A 15301-nucleotide genomic window follows, 5' to 3' on the forward strand; every position below is an offset into this window, starting at 1 on the left:
CACGAATCGCTTGTGAACAAAGATTGGGCGCGCGTTGTCGCCCGACTTGGCGGAGCCGAGGCTCTGAACATTAGCGCGCGCAAGACGAAGGCGTTTGTCCGTCCGCGGGAGATCAGCAATGCGGTCGACTTGCTGCGCCTGATCTTGGCTTATTGCCTTGGTGAGAAAGGGCTGCGGTTGACGGCGGCATGGGCCACGTCGGTTGGGCTTGTCGATATCTCCAACGTGGCTCTGTTGTATCGCTTACGTCAGTGCGGAGATTGGCTGGCAATCTTGGTCGAGCAGGCGCTTGCCGCCGCGGCGCCGAAGGCGAGCCGCGGTCGTCTGATCCGTATTGTTGACGCCACGACGGTCCCCAAGGCTGGGACGAGCGGCAGGAACAAGAACGCAGTGTGGCGTATCCATAGCGCGTTCGATCTTCCGCAGGAGCGCTTTGGTCACTTCGAGCTGACCGATCAGCGAGCGGGCGAGACGCTGGATCGGATACCGGCGGTTGCCGGTGAGATCCGTCTTGCCGATCGCGCCTATCTGCAACCGGAGCGCATGGCGCATCTCGTCGATGCCGATGCAGACTTCGTGATCCGGGCCGGCTGGAAGAGCGCGCGCTGGCTCGATGCCGAAGGTAATCTTGTTGACCTCACTGCCGAACTGCGCAACGCCTCGGCGCGTGGCCTGATCGATCGGCCGATTTGGATAAAGCGCAAGTCAGGTGCGCCGCCGCTCGCAGTGCGTCTGGTTGCCGCGAAGAAGCCGGCGCAAGCTGCTGCGGCTGCGCGACGCAAGGCGCGCCGGACTGCACAAAAGGGAGGTCATCAGCTCTCCAGGCAAACACTTGACGCCGCAGATTGGGTGATCCTGGTGACCTCACTCAGGCCAGAGGACTTCACGACTGCAGATATCCTCGCCCTCTATCGGCTGCGATGGCGCATTGAGCTCGGCTTCAAGCGGCTGAAAAGCCTGATTGGCCTGAAGGGACCTCCCGGAACCGACGAGCGGTCCGCCAGACCCCATATCCTCGCTCATCTGCTGATCATTCTATTGCTCGAGCCGCTCGTCGACGAACTCGAAGACTCTCCCCGCTTGGCCGACGCCGCCTGACCCACCCAGTGACGTGGCGTCTGCTGCGCCAGCTCGTCGCTTCGCTACGGCAAGCGATCATTCCACAGCCCGCAATCGCTCTACTCTGCAGAGCCAGTCACGCTCTCCGGCGACATCTACGCGAGCCACCCAGACATAAGCGCCACTATCAGACTATGATCAAACTATCTTAGCGCCTATGGGCTTTCGCCAGGACGACATCGATAGTGTGACACGGCCGACATCCACCTTCGTCGTCCCGGCCCCCGTGCGCAATTGCGCACTAGGCCGGGACGACACTGAATTGCGCGACATGCTTCGCGCGAAAACGCTTAGCGCTCACGGCTCCACGGGAAGAGGGAGGCCGGGAAATCGGCCGCGTAGCGGTGACCGATCGGCGGGCGGGGCTCTTCTTGCGGAGGATTCCGGTCAGGCTCGACCACCTTCCTGTAAAGATGCCAGGTCGCATGACCAAGCACCGGCAGAACGACGCAGAGACCGACGAAGAATGGCAGTGAGCCCACCGCCAGCAATACCGCAACGATCAATCCCCACGCGGCCATCTCAATTGGATTCATCATCACGGCCCGTATCGAGGTGCGGATCGCATCGATCGCGGTCGCATGACGGTCGAGCATCAGTGGAAAGGAGACGACGCTGACGCATAGGGCAACCAAGGCGAAAAGGAAGCCGACGCCGCATCCGACGATGATGAGCGACCAGCCTTCGGGCGTCGTCAACACGCGCTTTGCGAAATCAGGGATGCTCGCAGCCGGCGCATAGCCGAACGTCATGATGTAGATCGCGTCCGCGGTGGCGATCCAGACCCCGAACAGAACGAACAGAAGAACGCCAAGTTCGAACATGGCGCCGAACGACGGCGCGCGCAGCACCTGCATTGCATCCCAGGCTCCTGGCTCCTCTCCGCGTTCGCGCCGTCGGCTCAGTTCGTAGAGGCCGAGGCCGGCGAAAGGACCGATCAGGGCGAAGCCGGCGGCGAGCGGAAACAGCAGCGGCAGCACCGAATAGCCAAGCACAAGTCTGAACAGGACAAGTCCGAGCACGGGATACATCACGCACAGGACGATTGCGTGGGTCGGGATGGCCTTGAAGTCTTCCCAGCCGAGGCGCAACGCGTCACCCAGGTCGGAAAGGCTGATCTTGCGAACGACGAAGGCGGTAGAGACGCCAAACAATTGCAGCTTGGGTCGTGCGAACACCGTGGTCATGGTTCCGGTCTCCTTGCTTGTGGTCGCAGGGGAACGGAGCGCCATCAACACACGCACATCCGCCTCATGCGCGAAAATCGCGACTGAGTCCGGCAAATCAGATTCAACCAGAAGGAGCTTGCCGGACGACGTCTGTCGCAACCGGTCAAGTAAAACTAGTCCGATGCGCGGCAGAAGCAAGGTGGCGAATGCGGTCGGGAGAATTGTGCAGATGCACAAACGAGGTCTTGCGATGCACCATGCGATTGGGGAGGGCCGATCAGTGTTCGCGGCATCCAATGCATTCCCGCCAACACGCGCCGGACAGCGGCGGGCATTACTCCTCTATTGACGTCTGGCTCGATGGGTACCATGTTGATGCTTGACGCCCCCAGCTCCGATGAGGTTGCGGCCGTGACGTTGAGTTTTTGTCATGTCCCAGCATCGCGACCGGCAGAATGGGCGAGGCAAAAGCCACGGTGATGGTGAACGTGAGACCATCCCTCTGACGTGAGCTCCGCCCTTTCGTTCGTCTCCGCAGCCTTCAATGGCAAGGAGGAATGAGGGATGGCTGTAGCGATTTTACTGCTCCTGGTTGCCGTCGCCTCGGTGCTGTTCCACCTCTACAGCCCCTGGTGGTGGACCCCGATTGCCTCGAACTGGAGCTATATCGACCACACGATCAACCTGACATTCTGGATCACCGGAGCGGTGTTCTGCGCGGTGATCGTGTTCATGGCCTATTGCGTCCTGCGCTTTCACCACACCGAGGGACGGCGCGCCCACTACAATCCCGAGAACAAGAAGCTCGAATGGTGGCTCAGCATCGGCACCGCGATCGGCGTCGTCGCCATGCTGGCGCCGGGCCTCATCGTCTGGCACCAGTTCGTCACCGTTCCCGCCGACGCGACCGACGTCGAGGTCGTCGGACAACAGTGGATGTGGAGTTATCGGCTTCCGGGAAAGGACGGCCGGCTCGGCACGTCAGATGCGCGCCTGATCAGCTCCGACAATCCACTCGGGTTGAATCCCAATGATCCGAACGGGCAGGACGACATCGTCGTGCAAAACGAGGATCTGCATCTGCCGGTCGGGAAGCCGGTGAAGGTGCTGCTCCGCTCGATCGACGTCCTGCATGATTTCTACGTGCCCGAGTTCCGGGCGAAGATGGATATGATCCCTGGCTCGGTGACCTACTACTGGCTCACGCCGACCCGGACCGGAACCTTCGACGTCCTCTGCGCGGAGCTTTGCGGTGCCGCGCACGCACAGATGCGCAGCAAGGTCGTCGTGGAAGAAGAGAAGGAATATCACGCGTGGCTGGACAAGCAGCACACGTTCGCCGCCTTGTCCGGCCAGCGGAACGTCGCGAAGGCCGCGTACAAGACTGGCAGCGAATGAACATGCCGACGAGGATCGGCCGGATGTTCGGCCGGATATGAAGTGAAGTCGTCGCTGAGCGGAAGACCAAGGAGGGTATTCCGATGGTCGATATCCCGTTTGATGAGGTCGCAGGCATCCCGCCCGCCGAAGTAGGTGAGGTCGAGCTCTATCATCCGCACAGCTGGTGGACGAGGTACGTCTTTTCGCAAGACGCCAAGGTGATCGCCGTCCAGTACTCGATCACGGCGATGTCGATCGGAATGGTTGCGCTGGTGCTGTCGTGGATGATGCGGCTGCAACTGGGGTTTCCCGGCACGTTCTCCTTTATCGATGCCAACCAGTACCTTCAGTTCATCACCATGCACGGCATGATCATGGTGATCTACCTGCTCACGGCGTTGTTCCTTGGCGGCTTCGGCAACTACCTCATCCCGCTGATGGTTGGCGCGCGGGACATGGTCTTCCCCTACGTGAACATGCTGAGCTATTGGGTCTACCTGCTCGCGGTGCTGGTGCTGGCCGCGACGTTCTTCGTGCCGGGCGGGCCGACCGGCGCCGGTTGGACGCTTTATCCACCCCAGGCGATTCTCTCCGGTACCCCCGGGCAGGACTGGGGCATCGTTCTCATGCTGGCCTCGCTGATCCTGTTCATCATCGGCTTCACGATGGGCGGGCTCAATTACGTGGTAACAGTATTGCAGGCCCGCACACGCGGCATGACCTTGATGCGCATGCCCTTGACGGTGTGGGGCATCTTCACCGCGACCGTGATGGCGCTGCTGGCGTTCCCGGCGCTGTTCGTGGCCTCGGTGATGCTGCTGCTGGACCGCCTCCTTGGAACCAGCTTCTTCATGCCGACACTGGTCGAGATGGGCCAGCTGACCAAGTATGGCGGCGGCAGCCCGATCCTGTTCCAGCATTTGTTCTGGTTCTTCGGCCATCCCGAGGTCTACATCGTCGCGCTGCCGGCGTTCGGCATCATCTCGGATCTGATCAGTACTCACGCACGCAAGAACATCTTCGGCTATCGCATGATGGTCTGGGCGATCGTGGCGATCGGAGCGCTGAGCTTCGTCGTGTGGGCGCACCACATGTATGTCAGCGGCATGCACCCGTATTTCGGGTTCTTCTTCGCCACCACGACGCTCATCATCGCGATCCCGACCGCGATCAAGGTCTACAACTGGGTGCTGACGCTTTGGCGCGGCGACATCCATCTAACTGTGCCGATGCTGTTTGCGCTCGGCTTCATCGTCACCTTCGTCAATGGCGGCCTGACCGGGCTGTTCCTCGGCAACGTTGTCGTCGACGTTCCACTGTCGGATACGATGTTCGTCGTCGCGCACTTCCACATGGTAATGGGGATTGCGCCGATCATGGCCGTGTTCGGCGGGATCTATCATTGGTATCCAAAGGTCACCGGGCGGATGCTCAATGACGCGCTCGGACGCTTCCACTTCTGGGTGACGTTCATCGGGGCCTATGCGGTGTTCTTCCCGATGCACTATCTCGGCCTGCTCGGGATGCCGCGCCGCTATCACGACATCGGCGAGACCTCGTTCGTCCCGGCATCCGCCCATGACCTCAACGCGTTCATGAGCGTGGCGGCGCTGATTGTCGGCTTCGCTCAGCTCGTCTTCCTGTTCAATCTGGTCTGGAGCCTGTTCAAGGGAAAAGAGGCGGGCGGCAATCCCTGGGGTGCCACCTCGCTGGAATGGCAGACGCCGGAGACCCCGCCGGGGCACGGCAACTGGGGCAAGGAGCTCCCCGTCGTCTATCGCTGGGCCTACGATTACAGCGTGCCCGGTTCCGCGAGGGACTTCATCCCGCAGAATGAACCGCCGGCCAAGGTGCTGGCCCAGGGAGCCCATCCGTGAGTGCCATCGTCCTGTTCATTGCTACGATTGCAGCGATCGCGGGATGGTGGCTCTCGCAGCAACGGCTGGCCGCCAAGCCGTGGCTGGAGCAGGGCATTGCGGTGGATCTTCGCGGCGATCTCGGCTCTTCGGTGCCGGCGGCGAAAATCGGCCTCGGTGTTTTTCTCGCGGTGGTCGGTTCGCTGTTCGCGCTCCTGATCAGCGCCTACTCGATGCGCACCACCATGGTGGACTGGCGCGAGTTGCCGCTGCCGAGGCTGGTGTGGTTCAACACCGGCGTCCTCGTCATCAGCAGCATGGCGCTGCAATGGGCGCTGATGGCCGCGCGCCGCGACGACCATGAGGGCCTGATCGCGGGCCTGTTGGTCGGCGGTGCATCGGCCGTGATGTTCCTGATCGGGCAGCTCGTGGTGTGGCAGCAGCTCAACATCGCCGGCTATGCCATGGCGTCGAATCCGGCCAATTCCTTCTTCTATCTGATCACCGCGCTCCACGGGCTGCACCTGACCGGCGGCCTGGTGGCGCTCGGCAGGGCGACCGTAAAACTGTGGCGTGGCGCGCCGATGACGCAGATGCGCCTGAGCGTCGAGCTTTGTACCATCTACTGGCATTTCCTGTTGTTGGTCTGGCTGGTCCTGCTCGGTCTGCTGACGGGCTGGACAGACAATTTCGTCGACATCTGTCGCCAGTTGCTCACCTAGCGAGGCAGGAAGCGATGACCGAAACCACACTCGCAACCCCCAAGGCGCTGCCCGGAACGATACCCGGATTGCGCGGCATCGCCGCCGACTGGGCCTCGGACCAGCGCGCGTTCAAGAACGTGTCCTGGGGGAAGGCCATGATGTGGATCTTCCTTCTGAGCGACACCTTCATCTTCAGCTGCTTCCTGCTGTCGTACATGACGGCGCGAATGTCGACGACCGTGCCGTGGCCCAACCCCAGCGAAGTATTCGCGCTCAATATCGGCGGTCAGCACATCCCGCTCATCCTGATCGCGATCATGACCTTCATCCTGATCAGCAGCAGCGGGACGATGGCGATGGCCGTCAACTTCGGTTACCGCCGGGATCGCGTCAAAACGGCAGCCTTGATGCTGGCCACCGCGGCATTTGGCGCGACGTTCGTCGGAATGCAGGCTTTCGAATGGACCAAGCTGATCATGGAGGGCGTGCGGCCCTGGGGCAACCCGTGGGGCGCACCGCAATTTGGCGCTTCCTTCTTCATGATCACCGGCTTCCACGGCACCCACGTGACCATCGGCGTGATCTTCCTGATCGCCATCGCGCGAAAGGTTTGGCGGGGAGACTTCGACGTCGAGCGGCGCGGCTTTTTCACGAGCCGCAAGGGCTATTACGAGATCGTCGAAATCATGGGCCTGTACTGGCATTTCGTCGATCTGGTCTGGGTGTTCATCTTTGCCTTCTTTTATCTCTGGTGAGGTCGCGCATGACAGAAGCAGCGGTACATGTGGAAGGGCAGGCAGCACAGCATGCGCTACACAGCTATGTGCATGGTGCGGTGGCATCGGGCGCCGCGCATGCAGAGGGCCAGCAGCACCCGATCAAGCTCTATCTCGTGGTCTGGGGATGGCTGTTCGTGCTCAGCACCTGCTCCTATCTCGTCGACTATTTTGGTATCCACGGCCACCTGCGATGGTCGCTGATCCTGCTGTTCATGGTGCTGAAGGCCGGCCTGATCGTCGCTGTGTTCATGCACATGGCCTGGGAGCGGTTGGCGTTGGCCTACGCCATCCTGTTGCCGCCGGTGCTGGTGCTGGTTTTTGTCGGGATCATGATGTTCGAATCCGACTATACGCATCTGCTTCGGGTGATGTTCTTCGCGTCAGCAAGCTAAGAAATGAACGGCCACGACCGCGAGGGTCATGCTGGACAAGGCAAAGCGTCCTGAAGGCGGAGGACTCGCCACATCGTCCGGAACCCTGCGAAGCAGGCCTTTGGCCGATGGCTTTTTCGAACCGACGAGGAATTAGTCTCGTGCAAATCAATCGTTCAATTCTTCGCCGGAGCTATGCCAACATCGGAGATTACGTCGCACTGACGAAACCGCGCGTGATGTCGCTGGTCGTCTTTACCGCACTGGTCGGTCTCATGGTCGCACCAGGCGGCATCGATCCCTTCACCGGTTTCGCTGCTCTTCTCTGCATAGCCGCGGGAGCTGGCGCCGCAGCTGCGCTCAATATGTGGTACGACGCCGACATCGATGCGGTGATGGCGCGTACCGCCATCCGTCCAATTCCCAGCGGCCGCGTATCGCGCCCGGAAGCATTGGCCTTCGGATTGATGCTCGGCACGTGCGCCGTCCTGGCTCTCGGCACCTTGCTGAACATGGCCGCTGCTGCGCTGCTTGCTTTCACGATCTTCTTCTACGTCGTCGTTTACACGATGTGGCTCAAACGCCGAACGCCGCAGAATATCGTTATTGGCGGTGCCGCCGGCGCGCTCCCTCCGGTGATTGGCTGGGCTGCGGTCACGGGACATGTTGGGCTCGAGCCGCTCATCCTGTTTCTGATCATCTTCCTCTGGACGCCACCCCACTTCTGGGCACTGTCGCTCAATCTTGCTGGAGAATATGCCCGTGCCGGTGTGCCGATGTTGCCGGTCGTGGCTGGCAAGACCGAAACAAAGCGCCAGATTCTTCTCTATTGCATGCTCTTGGTTCCGATCTCACTGCTGCCTTGTGCGCTGGGGTTCGCGGGCGCCGGCTACGGCGCCGCCGCGGCGACTCTGGGAGCGATCATGATTTTTCTCGCATGGCAGTTGCGCCGGAGCGACGACAAGGAAAGGCGGCCTGCTCGTCGCTTGTTCGTGTTTTCGATGCTCTATCTGGTCCTGCTTTTTGGGGGGCTGCTGATGAATGCTGCACCCTACGCTCAGTCCCACTGACTGGACGCATTCGAATCGACAGCCGCTGGACGTTATTCGGAAAAATCGAATATTGTTGCCGAGCGGGCTTGCGCCGCCGGGCAGCTCAGTGATTGAAGTTCGCAGGCACCCGCCAGGGACGCCCTAGCGCTCGTCCCGCATATATGGACTTCGCTGGGAGACGAGTCTCAAGTCTTGGTCTGCCGACATCGTCTGGAGCCCGTGCATATGTGGCCCGCTCGCCGGGTTGCCCAACAGGATCCAGGCGATGGCGCCCGTGGCCAGCATTCCGCCGCAAATAACCAAAAGGTCCCGCCTCATCGCGCGTCCTCCGTATGCGGCCATTTCCAAGCATAAATCAGGCCAATCCATTTGGGCCCGGGCAGGTGCGGCGCACGGGATAGCGTTGGACAAGTAGGACAGGCTCGCCCTAAGCTTCGGCCGTTGCAGCAACCAGGCGCGGTTCAAGAATGGACTGGTCCTACTATCTCGGGGCACTGCCATTGTCCTGTTCCTTCTTGCCTATCGGCTGCATGGCGGGCTGTTTAGGAAGAATTCACGGCGGGACGAGAAACTAAATCGACTGATTGATGAACGCATCGGACGCTTGGACCTGAAGCGCCGCAACGATTGAACCGCCCTGAAGCGGCACCTCGAGGCCAACGCAACGCCACTCTCCGGAATTATCCTCACGGCGACGGCAGAGCTACCTTGGTCTCCCGAGATGACCATCTCGGCAGATGATGCTTTTTTGTGATTTGAAAAGAGATATTTGAGCAATCGAATGAAAGTCTGGGTCTATACCGACACAAGCAAGCCCGTTGGCGAGCCGGAGCATCTGAAGATTTTCGCGACCAATGATGCCGCGCAGTCGTGGTTCAAGCGAAACGTCCCGGGGGGCGCCGCATTTGCTTACGAGATTATTCTGGGGCCACGTTACCTCGCCAAGACGCTCCTCGTGCTGTCCGTCCTGCTTCTTGGCATCGCCGATCTCTACACCACCAACACGATCCTGAATCTCGGCCTCGGCGAGTTGAACCCGTTCATGCATGTCGCTCAGACATGGCTCGGCCCCTGGTGGCTTATTCCGAAGCTCGGTCTGACCTATTTCATGATGTGGCTGCTTTGGCGCAGCAACAACCCCTACAATATCGCGATCGTGGCGGCGTTTTGCTCCACGCCCGTACTCAATAATCTTCTGATCATCGCAAGCACGAAGTAGCGAGGAACACCAGTGGTGCCTCCGCCAGGGCAGGCGCGAGACATCGCTGGCTTCATATCGGTTCGCTCGCTACGGCGATTACTGGCAGTAGTCCCAGAATCCTTGCGTGCGGGACGGATCGGTATAGTACCAGCACATGCCGGGCGCCGGCGCGGCACCGGCCCATGCCGCGGCCGTTGCCGCCGTCACGACCCCGATGGCAGCGCCGGCTGCGATTGCGCCGCCCCTTGGCCAGTAATACCGGCCCGGACGCGCCCATCCGCCGCCTCCCACCACCGTCCGGCCGCGAACCGCGACGTTGCCGCGGGGCCCGACGACGGCGGTGCGGCCGCGATAGGCGCCACCGCGCGGCCCAACGGCTGCGCCACCACGGTGAACGACGGCGCCGCCGCGGGGACCGACCGCTGCGCCGCCACGGCGGCCGGCCGCGCGGACTGCAACGACGTCGGATGATTGCGCGACGTGATTATCGATCGGCATCGCGCCGAGCAGCGCTGCGGACGCCGATTCAAGCGGTATTGCCGCAATGATCGAGGCGGTGAGGATGGACGCTGCAAGCATCGTAGTACGCTTCAAGTCAAGCATCAGTGTATCTCCTGCTAAATTCGGCTACGTCCACCGGTCGATCCGGTGGGCGCGGCGCTGTCCTCCGTCGATCAGCCCGCTGTACTCGATGCCGTCCGAGTTCGAAAAGACGAGACTGCCTGAGAGATGACCGCTGGACATCTGGGGCGAGTCAAGGCCCGCGCTGCGAACGGCGTCGCTCAGATATTCAATTCTCGAGATGGGAAGGCGCGTCCAAACTCGGCAGGCAGCATGTCGCGCCTCACTTGAACGGAAGCCGCCCGGCATCAGCACGACGGCCTCATTGCACGTTCTCATCCTACGCGCTCCGTCGCGACGTTACAACCTTGGCCAGTCGCGTTGAGCGGTTTGGCCGCGGCGATCTGTCTCAGCCATACGTCTCCACGATGAAGTCGATCAGCGCGCGCAGCTTCGGCGTCATCTTGCGATGCTTCGGCCACAGGATCTGGCGCGCGCGGCTCTGCGTCGTGTAGTTCGGCAGCAGGACCTGCAGCCGTCCCGCGGCGATATCGTCGGCCAGCAGCTCGTCGCGCATCAGCACGATGCCGGCGCCCGCCAGCGCCGCATAGCGGATGCCGAACGCGCTGTTGATGAAGAGGCGGCTCGCGACATCGACATGCACTTCGCCCTCCGGCCCCGAGAATGTCCATCGCTGCCCGTCCGACCAGCCGGGGTAGCGCAGGCATTCATGGCGGGCGAGATCGGCCGGATGGGTTGGCGTGCCGCGTTCGGCGAGATAGCTCGGCGCGGCGCACACCACGCCTGTATAGGGCGACAGCGAGCGCGACATCATGGTGGAGTCGGTCAGCGTGCCGACCCGGATCGCCGCATCCAGCCCTTCCTCGAGCAGATCGACCATCCTGTCGCTGAGGATGAGGTCGACCGAGACTTCCGGATATTTCTTCATGAAGCGCACCAGCGCGGGCGCCAGGCTGTACGACCCGAAGGCGACCGAGGTCGCCACGCGGAGCTTGCCGCGCGGCGCGCTGAGCGCCTCCTCGACCAGCGCATCGCCGGCCTCGGCCTGTTCAAGCAATTGCTTGCAGTGATCGAGATAGCTGCGGCCGAGCTCGGTGAGGCCCTGCCGCCGGGTCGACCGGTTGATCAATTGCGATCCGAGCCGGTCCTCGAGAAATCGGATATGCTTGCCGATCATGGTCGGCGACATCCGCAACTCCTTGGCCGCCGCGGTGAAGGAGCCGAGATCGGCGACGCGGGCGAACACGGACATGCTGGTCAGTCGATCCATGATTATAAACCAATGGTTATTTCACTGCGCATCAAGGCGCTACTTATTGGGTGCTGGAACTATATTTATTACCATAAGTGAGCAATCGGCGCGATGATGCGTCCGATTGCTTCGAAATGCTGCCGATTTCGCCCGGAGGGACGCAATCCCGCCGGAGCCTGAACCAGACAGGAGTGTCACGATGCCCTTCCAGATCACGATCAATGAGACCAGTCATTCGGTCGATGCCGATGGCGACACGCCGCTGCTCTGGGTGCTGCGCGACGTGCTCGGCATGACCGGCACCAAGTTCGGCTGCGGCATGGCGCTGTGCGGCGCCTGCACGGTGCATCTCGACGACACGGCGGTGCGCTCCTGCATCACGACCATCGACAGCATCGGCGACTCCAGGATCACGACCATCGAGGCGGTCGGCATGACGCCGGCGGGCAAGAAGATCCAGGACGCCTGGCTCGCGCATGAGGTGCCGCAATGCGGTTACTGCCAGTCGGGGCAGATCATGTCGGCCTCCGCGCTGCTCGCGGGCAAGCCGAAGCCGACCGATGCCGATATCGATGAAGCGATGTCGGGCAATATCTGCCGCTGCGGCACCTATGTGCGCATTCGCGAAGCCATCAAGCAAGCCGCGCAGTCGGGAGGTTGAGCCATGACGCTGATCGACAATCTGTCTGAGCGCGCTGCCGACCTGTCGCGGCGCAATTTCCTCCGCGCCGGCGCGATCGCGGGCGGCGGTCTGCTGCTCAGCGTGAGCCTGCCGTTCGCGGGCCGCGAGAGCGAGGCGGCGGCCTCCGACGGCTTCGCGCCGAACGCCTTCGTCCGGATTGGCGGCGACGGCAAGGTCGTGTTGACCATGCCCTATGTCGAGATGGGGCAGGGCACCTACACCTCGATCCCGATGTTGATCGCCGAGGAGCTCGAGACCGGCCTGACGCAGGTCCGGCTCGAACACGCGCCGCCGAGCGACAAGCTCTACGCCAACCCGCTGCTCGGCGTGCAGGCCACCGGCAATTCGAACGCAATGCGCGGCGCCTGGCAGCCGATGCGGAAAGCCGGCGCCACCGCGAAGGCGATGCTGGTCGCGGCCGCGGCGAAACGCTGGAACGTCGAGCCGGGGACATGCCGCGCCGAGAACGGCGAGGTGCATCACGCGGCCTCCGGACGCAAGCTGGGTTACGGTGAACTCGCGACTGACGCGGCGCAGATGCCGGTGCCGGAGAATGTCACGCTGAAGAGCCCGTCCGAGTTCAAGCTGATCGGCACGCCGGCCAAGCGGCTCGATACACCCTCCAAGATCAACGGCACGGCGGTCTACGGCATCGACGCACGGCCGCCCGGGGTGAAGGTCGCGACGCTCGCGCAGTCGCCGGTGTTCGGCGGGCGGGTGAAGCGCGTCGATGATGCGGCGGCAAAAGCCGTCAAGGGCGTGCGCCAGATCGTGACGCTCGACGACGCCGTCGCGGTGGTGGCCGACCACATGGGGGCGGCGAAGAAGGGTCTGGCGGCGCTCACGATCGAGTGGGACGAGGGCCCTCACGCCAAGCTCGCCACATCGGACATCGCGCGCGAGCTCGAAGCAGCCACCACCAAGCCGGGCACGGTCGCGCAAAATATCGGCGACGCCGACAAGGCGATGGCGGGCGCGGCGACGAAAGTCGAGGCGACCTATCAACTGCCGTTCCTCGCCCATGCCACGATGGAGCCGATGAACTGCACCGTGCATGTGCGTTCCGACGGTTGCGAGATCTGGGTCGGCAGCCAGGCGCTCTCGCGTGCGCAGGCGGTGGCCGCGAAGGTGCTGAACATGCCACCGGAGAAGGTGGTGGTGCACAATCATCTGCTCGGCGGCGGCTTCGGCCGCAGGCTCGAGGTCGACGGTGTCATTCGCGCCGTGCAGATCGCCAAGCAGGTCGATACGCCGGTCAAGGTGGTGTGGACCCGCGAGGAGGACATCCAGCACGACATGTACCGGCCCTACTGGTGCGACCGGATTGCGGTCGGCCTCGATGCATCTGGCAAGCCGGTTGCCTGGAACAACCGCTTCGCCGGCTCGTCGGTGCTGGCGCGATGGGCGCCGCCGGCGTTCCGCAACGGGCTCGATCCCGACACGACCGAGGGCGCGATCGATCTCGTCTACGACATTCCGAACTTCCATGTCGAATATGTCCGGGTCGAACCACCGGGCATTCCGACCGCGTTCTGGCGCAGCGTCGGGCCCTCGCACAACGTGTTCGTCACCGAAAGCGTGATCGACGAGCTGGCGGCGGCGGCGAAGCAGGATCCGGTCGATTATCGCCGCGCGCTGCTCGGCAAATCGCCGCGCGCCAAGGCGGCGCTCGAGCTCGCGGCGGCCAAGGCCGGCTGGGGCGGCAAGCTGCCGGCCGGGCGCGGACGCGGCGTGTCGCTGCAATTCGTGTTCGGCAGCTACCTCGCGCAGGTCGCCGAGGTCGAGGTCGCCAAGGACGGCTCGGTCCGTGTCCACCGCGTCGTCTGTGCGATGGATTGCGGCACCGTGGTCAATCCCGACACGGTGCAGGCGCAGCTCCAGAGTGGCATCAATTTCGGCGTCACGGCGGCGCTCTACGGCGAGATCACGCTCAAGGACGGTCGCGTCGAGCAGAGCAATTTCGACAGCTACCAGATGCTGCGCATCGATCAGGCGCCGGCGATCGAGGTCCATATCGTGCCGAGCACTGAGCCGCCGGGTGGCATGGGCGAGACCGGAACCTCGGGCATCGTGCCGGCGATCAGCAACGCGATCTTCGCGGCGACCGGCAAGCGGCTGCGCAAGATGCCGGTCGATCCGGCGGTATTGAAGCAGACCTAGGGGCGAGTGAGAGCCTCCCCCGGGTGCTGGCGCGATCGTGAAGCCGGAGGGATTTGCGCCGTGCACTGATCCGTGCGAGAAGCGGGCATGCATCTGAGGCGGCTCGCCAATCTCTGGATTCTGCTGCTCGTCGCGGCCGGGCTGTTGCTCGCGCCCGTGGCGCCGGCATTTGCCCGGATGATGCCGGATGCCTCGGCCGCTGCGATGCAGGTGATGCCGGACGATCACGCCATGTCTGGACAGGCGATGTCCGAGCAGGCGCTGGCCGACGACATGCCGTGCTGTCCGGACCAGGGCAAGAGCAAGGGCTGCGACGACTGTCCGTTCCTCGCGCTCTGCATGTTGAGCGTTTCGCTGCCGGTCCCCGCCGGCGCCATGTCGCTGATCGAGCGCGATCCGCTGCGCAGCCGGATCGCCGCCCATGACGACCGTCTGCTCGACGGCCTTGGCGCCAAACCTCCCGACCATCCGCCTCGAACCACCGTCTGACGGGCGCGCCAGCGCCTGATCGCTGACGCGTGCGCCAATGGCGCGCGTGCCTTTGCATGCCGCTCACGCGGCTCATCAGACGTATCGAGGATCATCACCATGAAGTCTTTCCACCTGGCGCGCGCGACCGCCGCCGCGCTGATCGGCGTTGCCGTGACGGGCATGTCTGCCCACGCCGAGATCAAGAACTACGAATTCCAGCTGGTGCAGCCGACGGTCAAGGCGGGTGCCGATCGCATCGTCACGGTGCGGCTGGTCGACAAGACGAGCGGGAAAGCCGTGCCCGACGCGGTCATCTTCTCGACCCGGCTCGACATGGCACCCGACGGCATGCAGGAGATGGCCACCAAGGTGACGCCGATGCCGGGCACCGAGCCCGGCACCTACCGGTTCAAGGCGACCTTCGGCATGGCCGGGCGCTGGCAATTGTCGCTCGGCGCCAAAGTGCAGGGCGAGACCGGCGCGGTCGAGAACAAGCTCGTCGTCACGGCCGAGCAATGAGCCG

Annotated in this window: 15 protein-coding genes; 12 read left to right on the forward strand and 3 right to left on the reverse strand. The window is 63.0% G+C overall.

All coding sequences use genetic code 11. The annotated features are described in order from the left end of the window. Positions 1-12 precede the first annotated feature (12 nt). Positions 13-1098: an IS4 family transposase gene (locus ACVWZM_RS36560; RefSeq protein ID WP_253604643.1), complete on the forward strand. Its 1086-nt coding sequence runs from the start codon at positions 13-15 to the stop codon at positions 1096-1098. A gap of 311 nt (positions 1099-1409) precedes the next feature. On the opposite strand, the gene ACVWZM_RS36565 is transcribed toward ACVWZM_RS36560, so the two are convergent. Next, positions 1410-2306 (reverse strand): DUF2189 domain-containing protein, encoded by an 897-nt coding sequence (locus ACVWZM_RS36565; RefSeq protein WP_026192934.1) that lies wholly within the window; start codon positions 2304-2306, stop codon positions 1410-1412. Positions 2307-2852: 546 nt separating this feature from the next. Between ACVWZM_RS36565 and ACVWZM_RS36570 the strand changes: the two genes are divergently transcribed. The 7 genes from ACVWZM_RS36570 to ACVWZM_RS36600 all read left to right on the forward strand — a co-directional run bounded on the left by ACVWZM_RS36570 (position 2853) and on the right by ACVWZM_RS36600 (position 9649). Next, positions 2853-3686, forward strand: a complete 834-nt coding sequence (locus ACVWZM_RS36570; RefSeq protein ID WP_076831602.1) for a cytochrome c oxidase subunit II — start codon at positions 2853-2855, stop codon at positions 3684-3686. A gap of 83 nt (positions 3687-3769) precedes the next feature. Next, entirely contained in the window at positions 3770-5545 is a 1776-nt protein-coding gene (ctaD, locus tag ACVWZM_RS36575; protein ID WP_456855805.1) for a cytochrome c oxidase subunit I, read from the forward strand. Further along, positions 5542-6246, forward strand: a complete 705-nt coding sequence (locus ACVWZM_RS36580) for a cytochrome c oxidase subunit 3 (RefSeq protein ID WP_229189347.1) — start codon at positions 5542-5544, stop codon at positions 6244-6246. Before ctaD ends, ACVWZM_RS36580 begins: the two co-directional genes overlap by 4 nt. A 14-nt stretch (positions 6247-6260) precedes the next feature. After that, positions 6261-6983 carry a heme-copper oxidase subunit III family protein gene (locus ACVWZM_RS36585; protein WP_057019651.1) on the forward strand — a complete coding sequence of 241 codons (723 nt, stop codon included), beginning with the start codon at positions 6261-6263 and terminating at the stop codon, positions 6981-6983. Between the two features lie 8 nt (positions 6984-6991). After that, on the forward strand, positions 6992-7399 hold the full coding sequence (locus ACVWZM_RS36590; protein ID WP_050384760.1) for a cytochrome C oxidase subunit IV family protein: 408 nt from the start codon (positions 6992-6994) through the stop codon (positions 7397-7399). Between the two features lie 140 nt (positions 7400-7539). After that, on the forward strand, positions 7540-8448 hold the full coding sequence (locus ACVWZM_RS36595; RefSeq protein ID WP_456855806.1) for a heme o synthase: 909 nt from the start codon (positions 7540-7542) through the stop codon (positions 8446-8448). 763 nt (positions 8449-9211) lie between these two features. Further along, positions 9212-9649 carry a DUF5658 family protein gene (locus tag ACVWZM_RS36600; RefSeq protein WP_057019648.1) on the forward strand — a complete coding sequence of 146 codons (438 nt, stop codon included), beginning with the start codon at positions 9212-9214 and terminating at the stop codon, positions 9647-9649. A 78-nt stretch (positions 9650-9727) separates the two neighbouring features. Here ACVWZM_RS36600 and ACVWZM_RS36605 read toward each other — a convergent pair whose 3' ends face one another. After that, a complete protein-coding gene (locus ACVWZM_RS36605; protein WP_456855807.1) occupies positions 9728-10234 on the reverse strand; it encodes a hypothetical protein in 507 nt (168 codons plus the stop codon). A 367-nt stretch (positions 10235-10601) separates the two neighbouring features. Further along, the gene (locus ACVWZM_RS36610; RefSeq protein WP_057019646.1) at positions 10602-11483 is read right to left on the reverse strand and encodes a LysR substrate-binding domain-containing protein; all 882 of its coding nucleotides are present in this window, start codon (positions 11481-11483) and stop codon (positions 10602-10604) included. Positions 11484-11664: 181 nt separating this feature from the next. Between ACVWZM_RS36610 and ACVWZM_RS36615 the strand changes: the two genes are divergently transcribed. From ACVWZM_RS36615 to ACVWZM_RS36630, 4 genes are all read left to right on the forward strand, one after another. Then, positions 11665-12126: a (2Fe-2S)-binding protein gene (locus tag ACVWZM_RS36615; RefSeq protein WP_456855808.1), complete on the forward strand. Its 462-nt coding sequence runs from the start codon at positions 11665-11667 to the stop codon at positions 12124-12126. A gap of 3 nt (positions 12127-12129) precedes the next feature. Beyond that, positions 12130-14307, forward strand: a complete 2178-nt coding sequence (locus ACVWZM_RS36620) for a molybdopterin cofactor-binding domain-containing protein (protein WP_456855809.1) — start codon at positions 12130-12132, stop codon at positions 14305-14307. An 87-nt stretch (positions 14308-14394) separates the two neighbouring features. Next, the gene (locus tag ACVWZM_RS36625; protein WP_456855810.1) at positions 14395-14796 is read left to right on the forward strand and encodes a hypothetical protein; all 402 of its coding nucleotides are present in this window, start codon (positions 14395-14397) and stop codon (positions 14794-14796) included. A gap of 99 nt (positions 14797-14895) precedes the next feature. Continuing rightward, positions 14896-15297, forward strand: coding sequence for a FixH family protein (locus ACVWZM_RS36630; protein ID WP_168856722.1), 402 nt, complete (start codon positions 14896-14898; stop codon positions 15295-15297). Positions 15298-15301 lie beyond the last annotated feature (4 nt).

This window comes from Bradyrhizobium sp. USDA 4501 (assembly GCF_054062115.1).

Bases quoted from the DNA above. Each gene is read 5' to 3' on its own strand.
- ACVWZM_RS36565 (WP_026192934.1), bottom strand. From the start codon at position 2,306: ATGACCACGGTGTTCGCACGACCCAAGCTGCAATTGTTTGGCGTCTCT.
- ACVWZM_RS36570 (WP_076831602.1), top strand. From the start codon at position 2,853: ATGGCTGTAGCGATTTTACTGCTCCTGGTTGCCGTCGCCTCGGTGCTG.
- ctaD (WP_456855805.1), top strand. From the start codon at position 3,770: ATGGTCGATATCCCGTTTGATGAGGTCGCAGGCATCCCGCCCGCCGAA.
- ACVWZM_RS36585 (WP_057019651.1), top strand. From the start codon at position 6,261: ATGACCGAAACCACACTCGCAACCCCCAAGGCGCTGCCCGGAACGATA.
- ACVWZM_RS36590 (WP_050384760.1), top strand. From the start codon at position 6,992: ATGACAGAAGCAGCGGTACATGTGGAAGGGCAGGCAGCACAGCATGCG.
- ACVWZM_RS36600 (WP_057019648.1), top strand. From the start codon at position 9,212: ATGAAAGTCTGGGTCTATACCGACACAAGCAAGCCCGTTGGCGAGCCG.
- ACVWZM_RS36605 (WP_456855807.1), bottom strand. From the start codon at position 10,234: ATGCTTGACTTGAAGCGTACTACGATGCTTGCAGCGTCCATCCTCACC.
- ACVWZM_RS36610 (WP_057019646.1), bottom strand. From the start codon at position 11,483: ATGGATCGACTGACCAGCATGTCCGTGTTCGCCCGCGTCGCCGATCTC.
- ACVWZM_RS36615 (WP_456855808.1), top strand. From the start codon at position 11,665: ATGCCCTTCCAGATCACGATCAATGAGACCAGTCATTCGGTCGATGCC.
- ACVWZM_RS36620 (WP_456855809.1), top strand. From the start codon at position 12,130: ATGACGCTGATCGACAATCTGTCTGAGCGCGCTGCCGACCTGTCGCGG.
- ACVWZM_RS36625 (WP_456855810.1), top strand. From the start codon at position 14,395: ATGCATCTGAGGCGGCTCGCCAATCTCTGGATTCTGCTGCTCGTCGCG.
- ACVWZM_RS36630 (WP_168856722.1), top strand. From the start codon at position 14,896: ATGAAGTCTTTCCACCTGGCGCGCGCGACCGCCGCCGCGCTGATCGGC.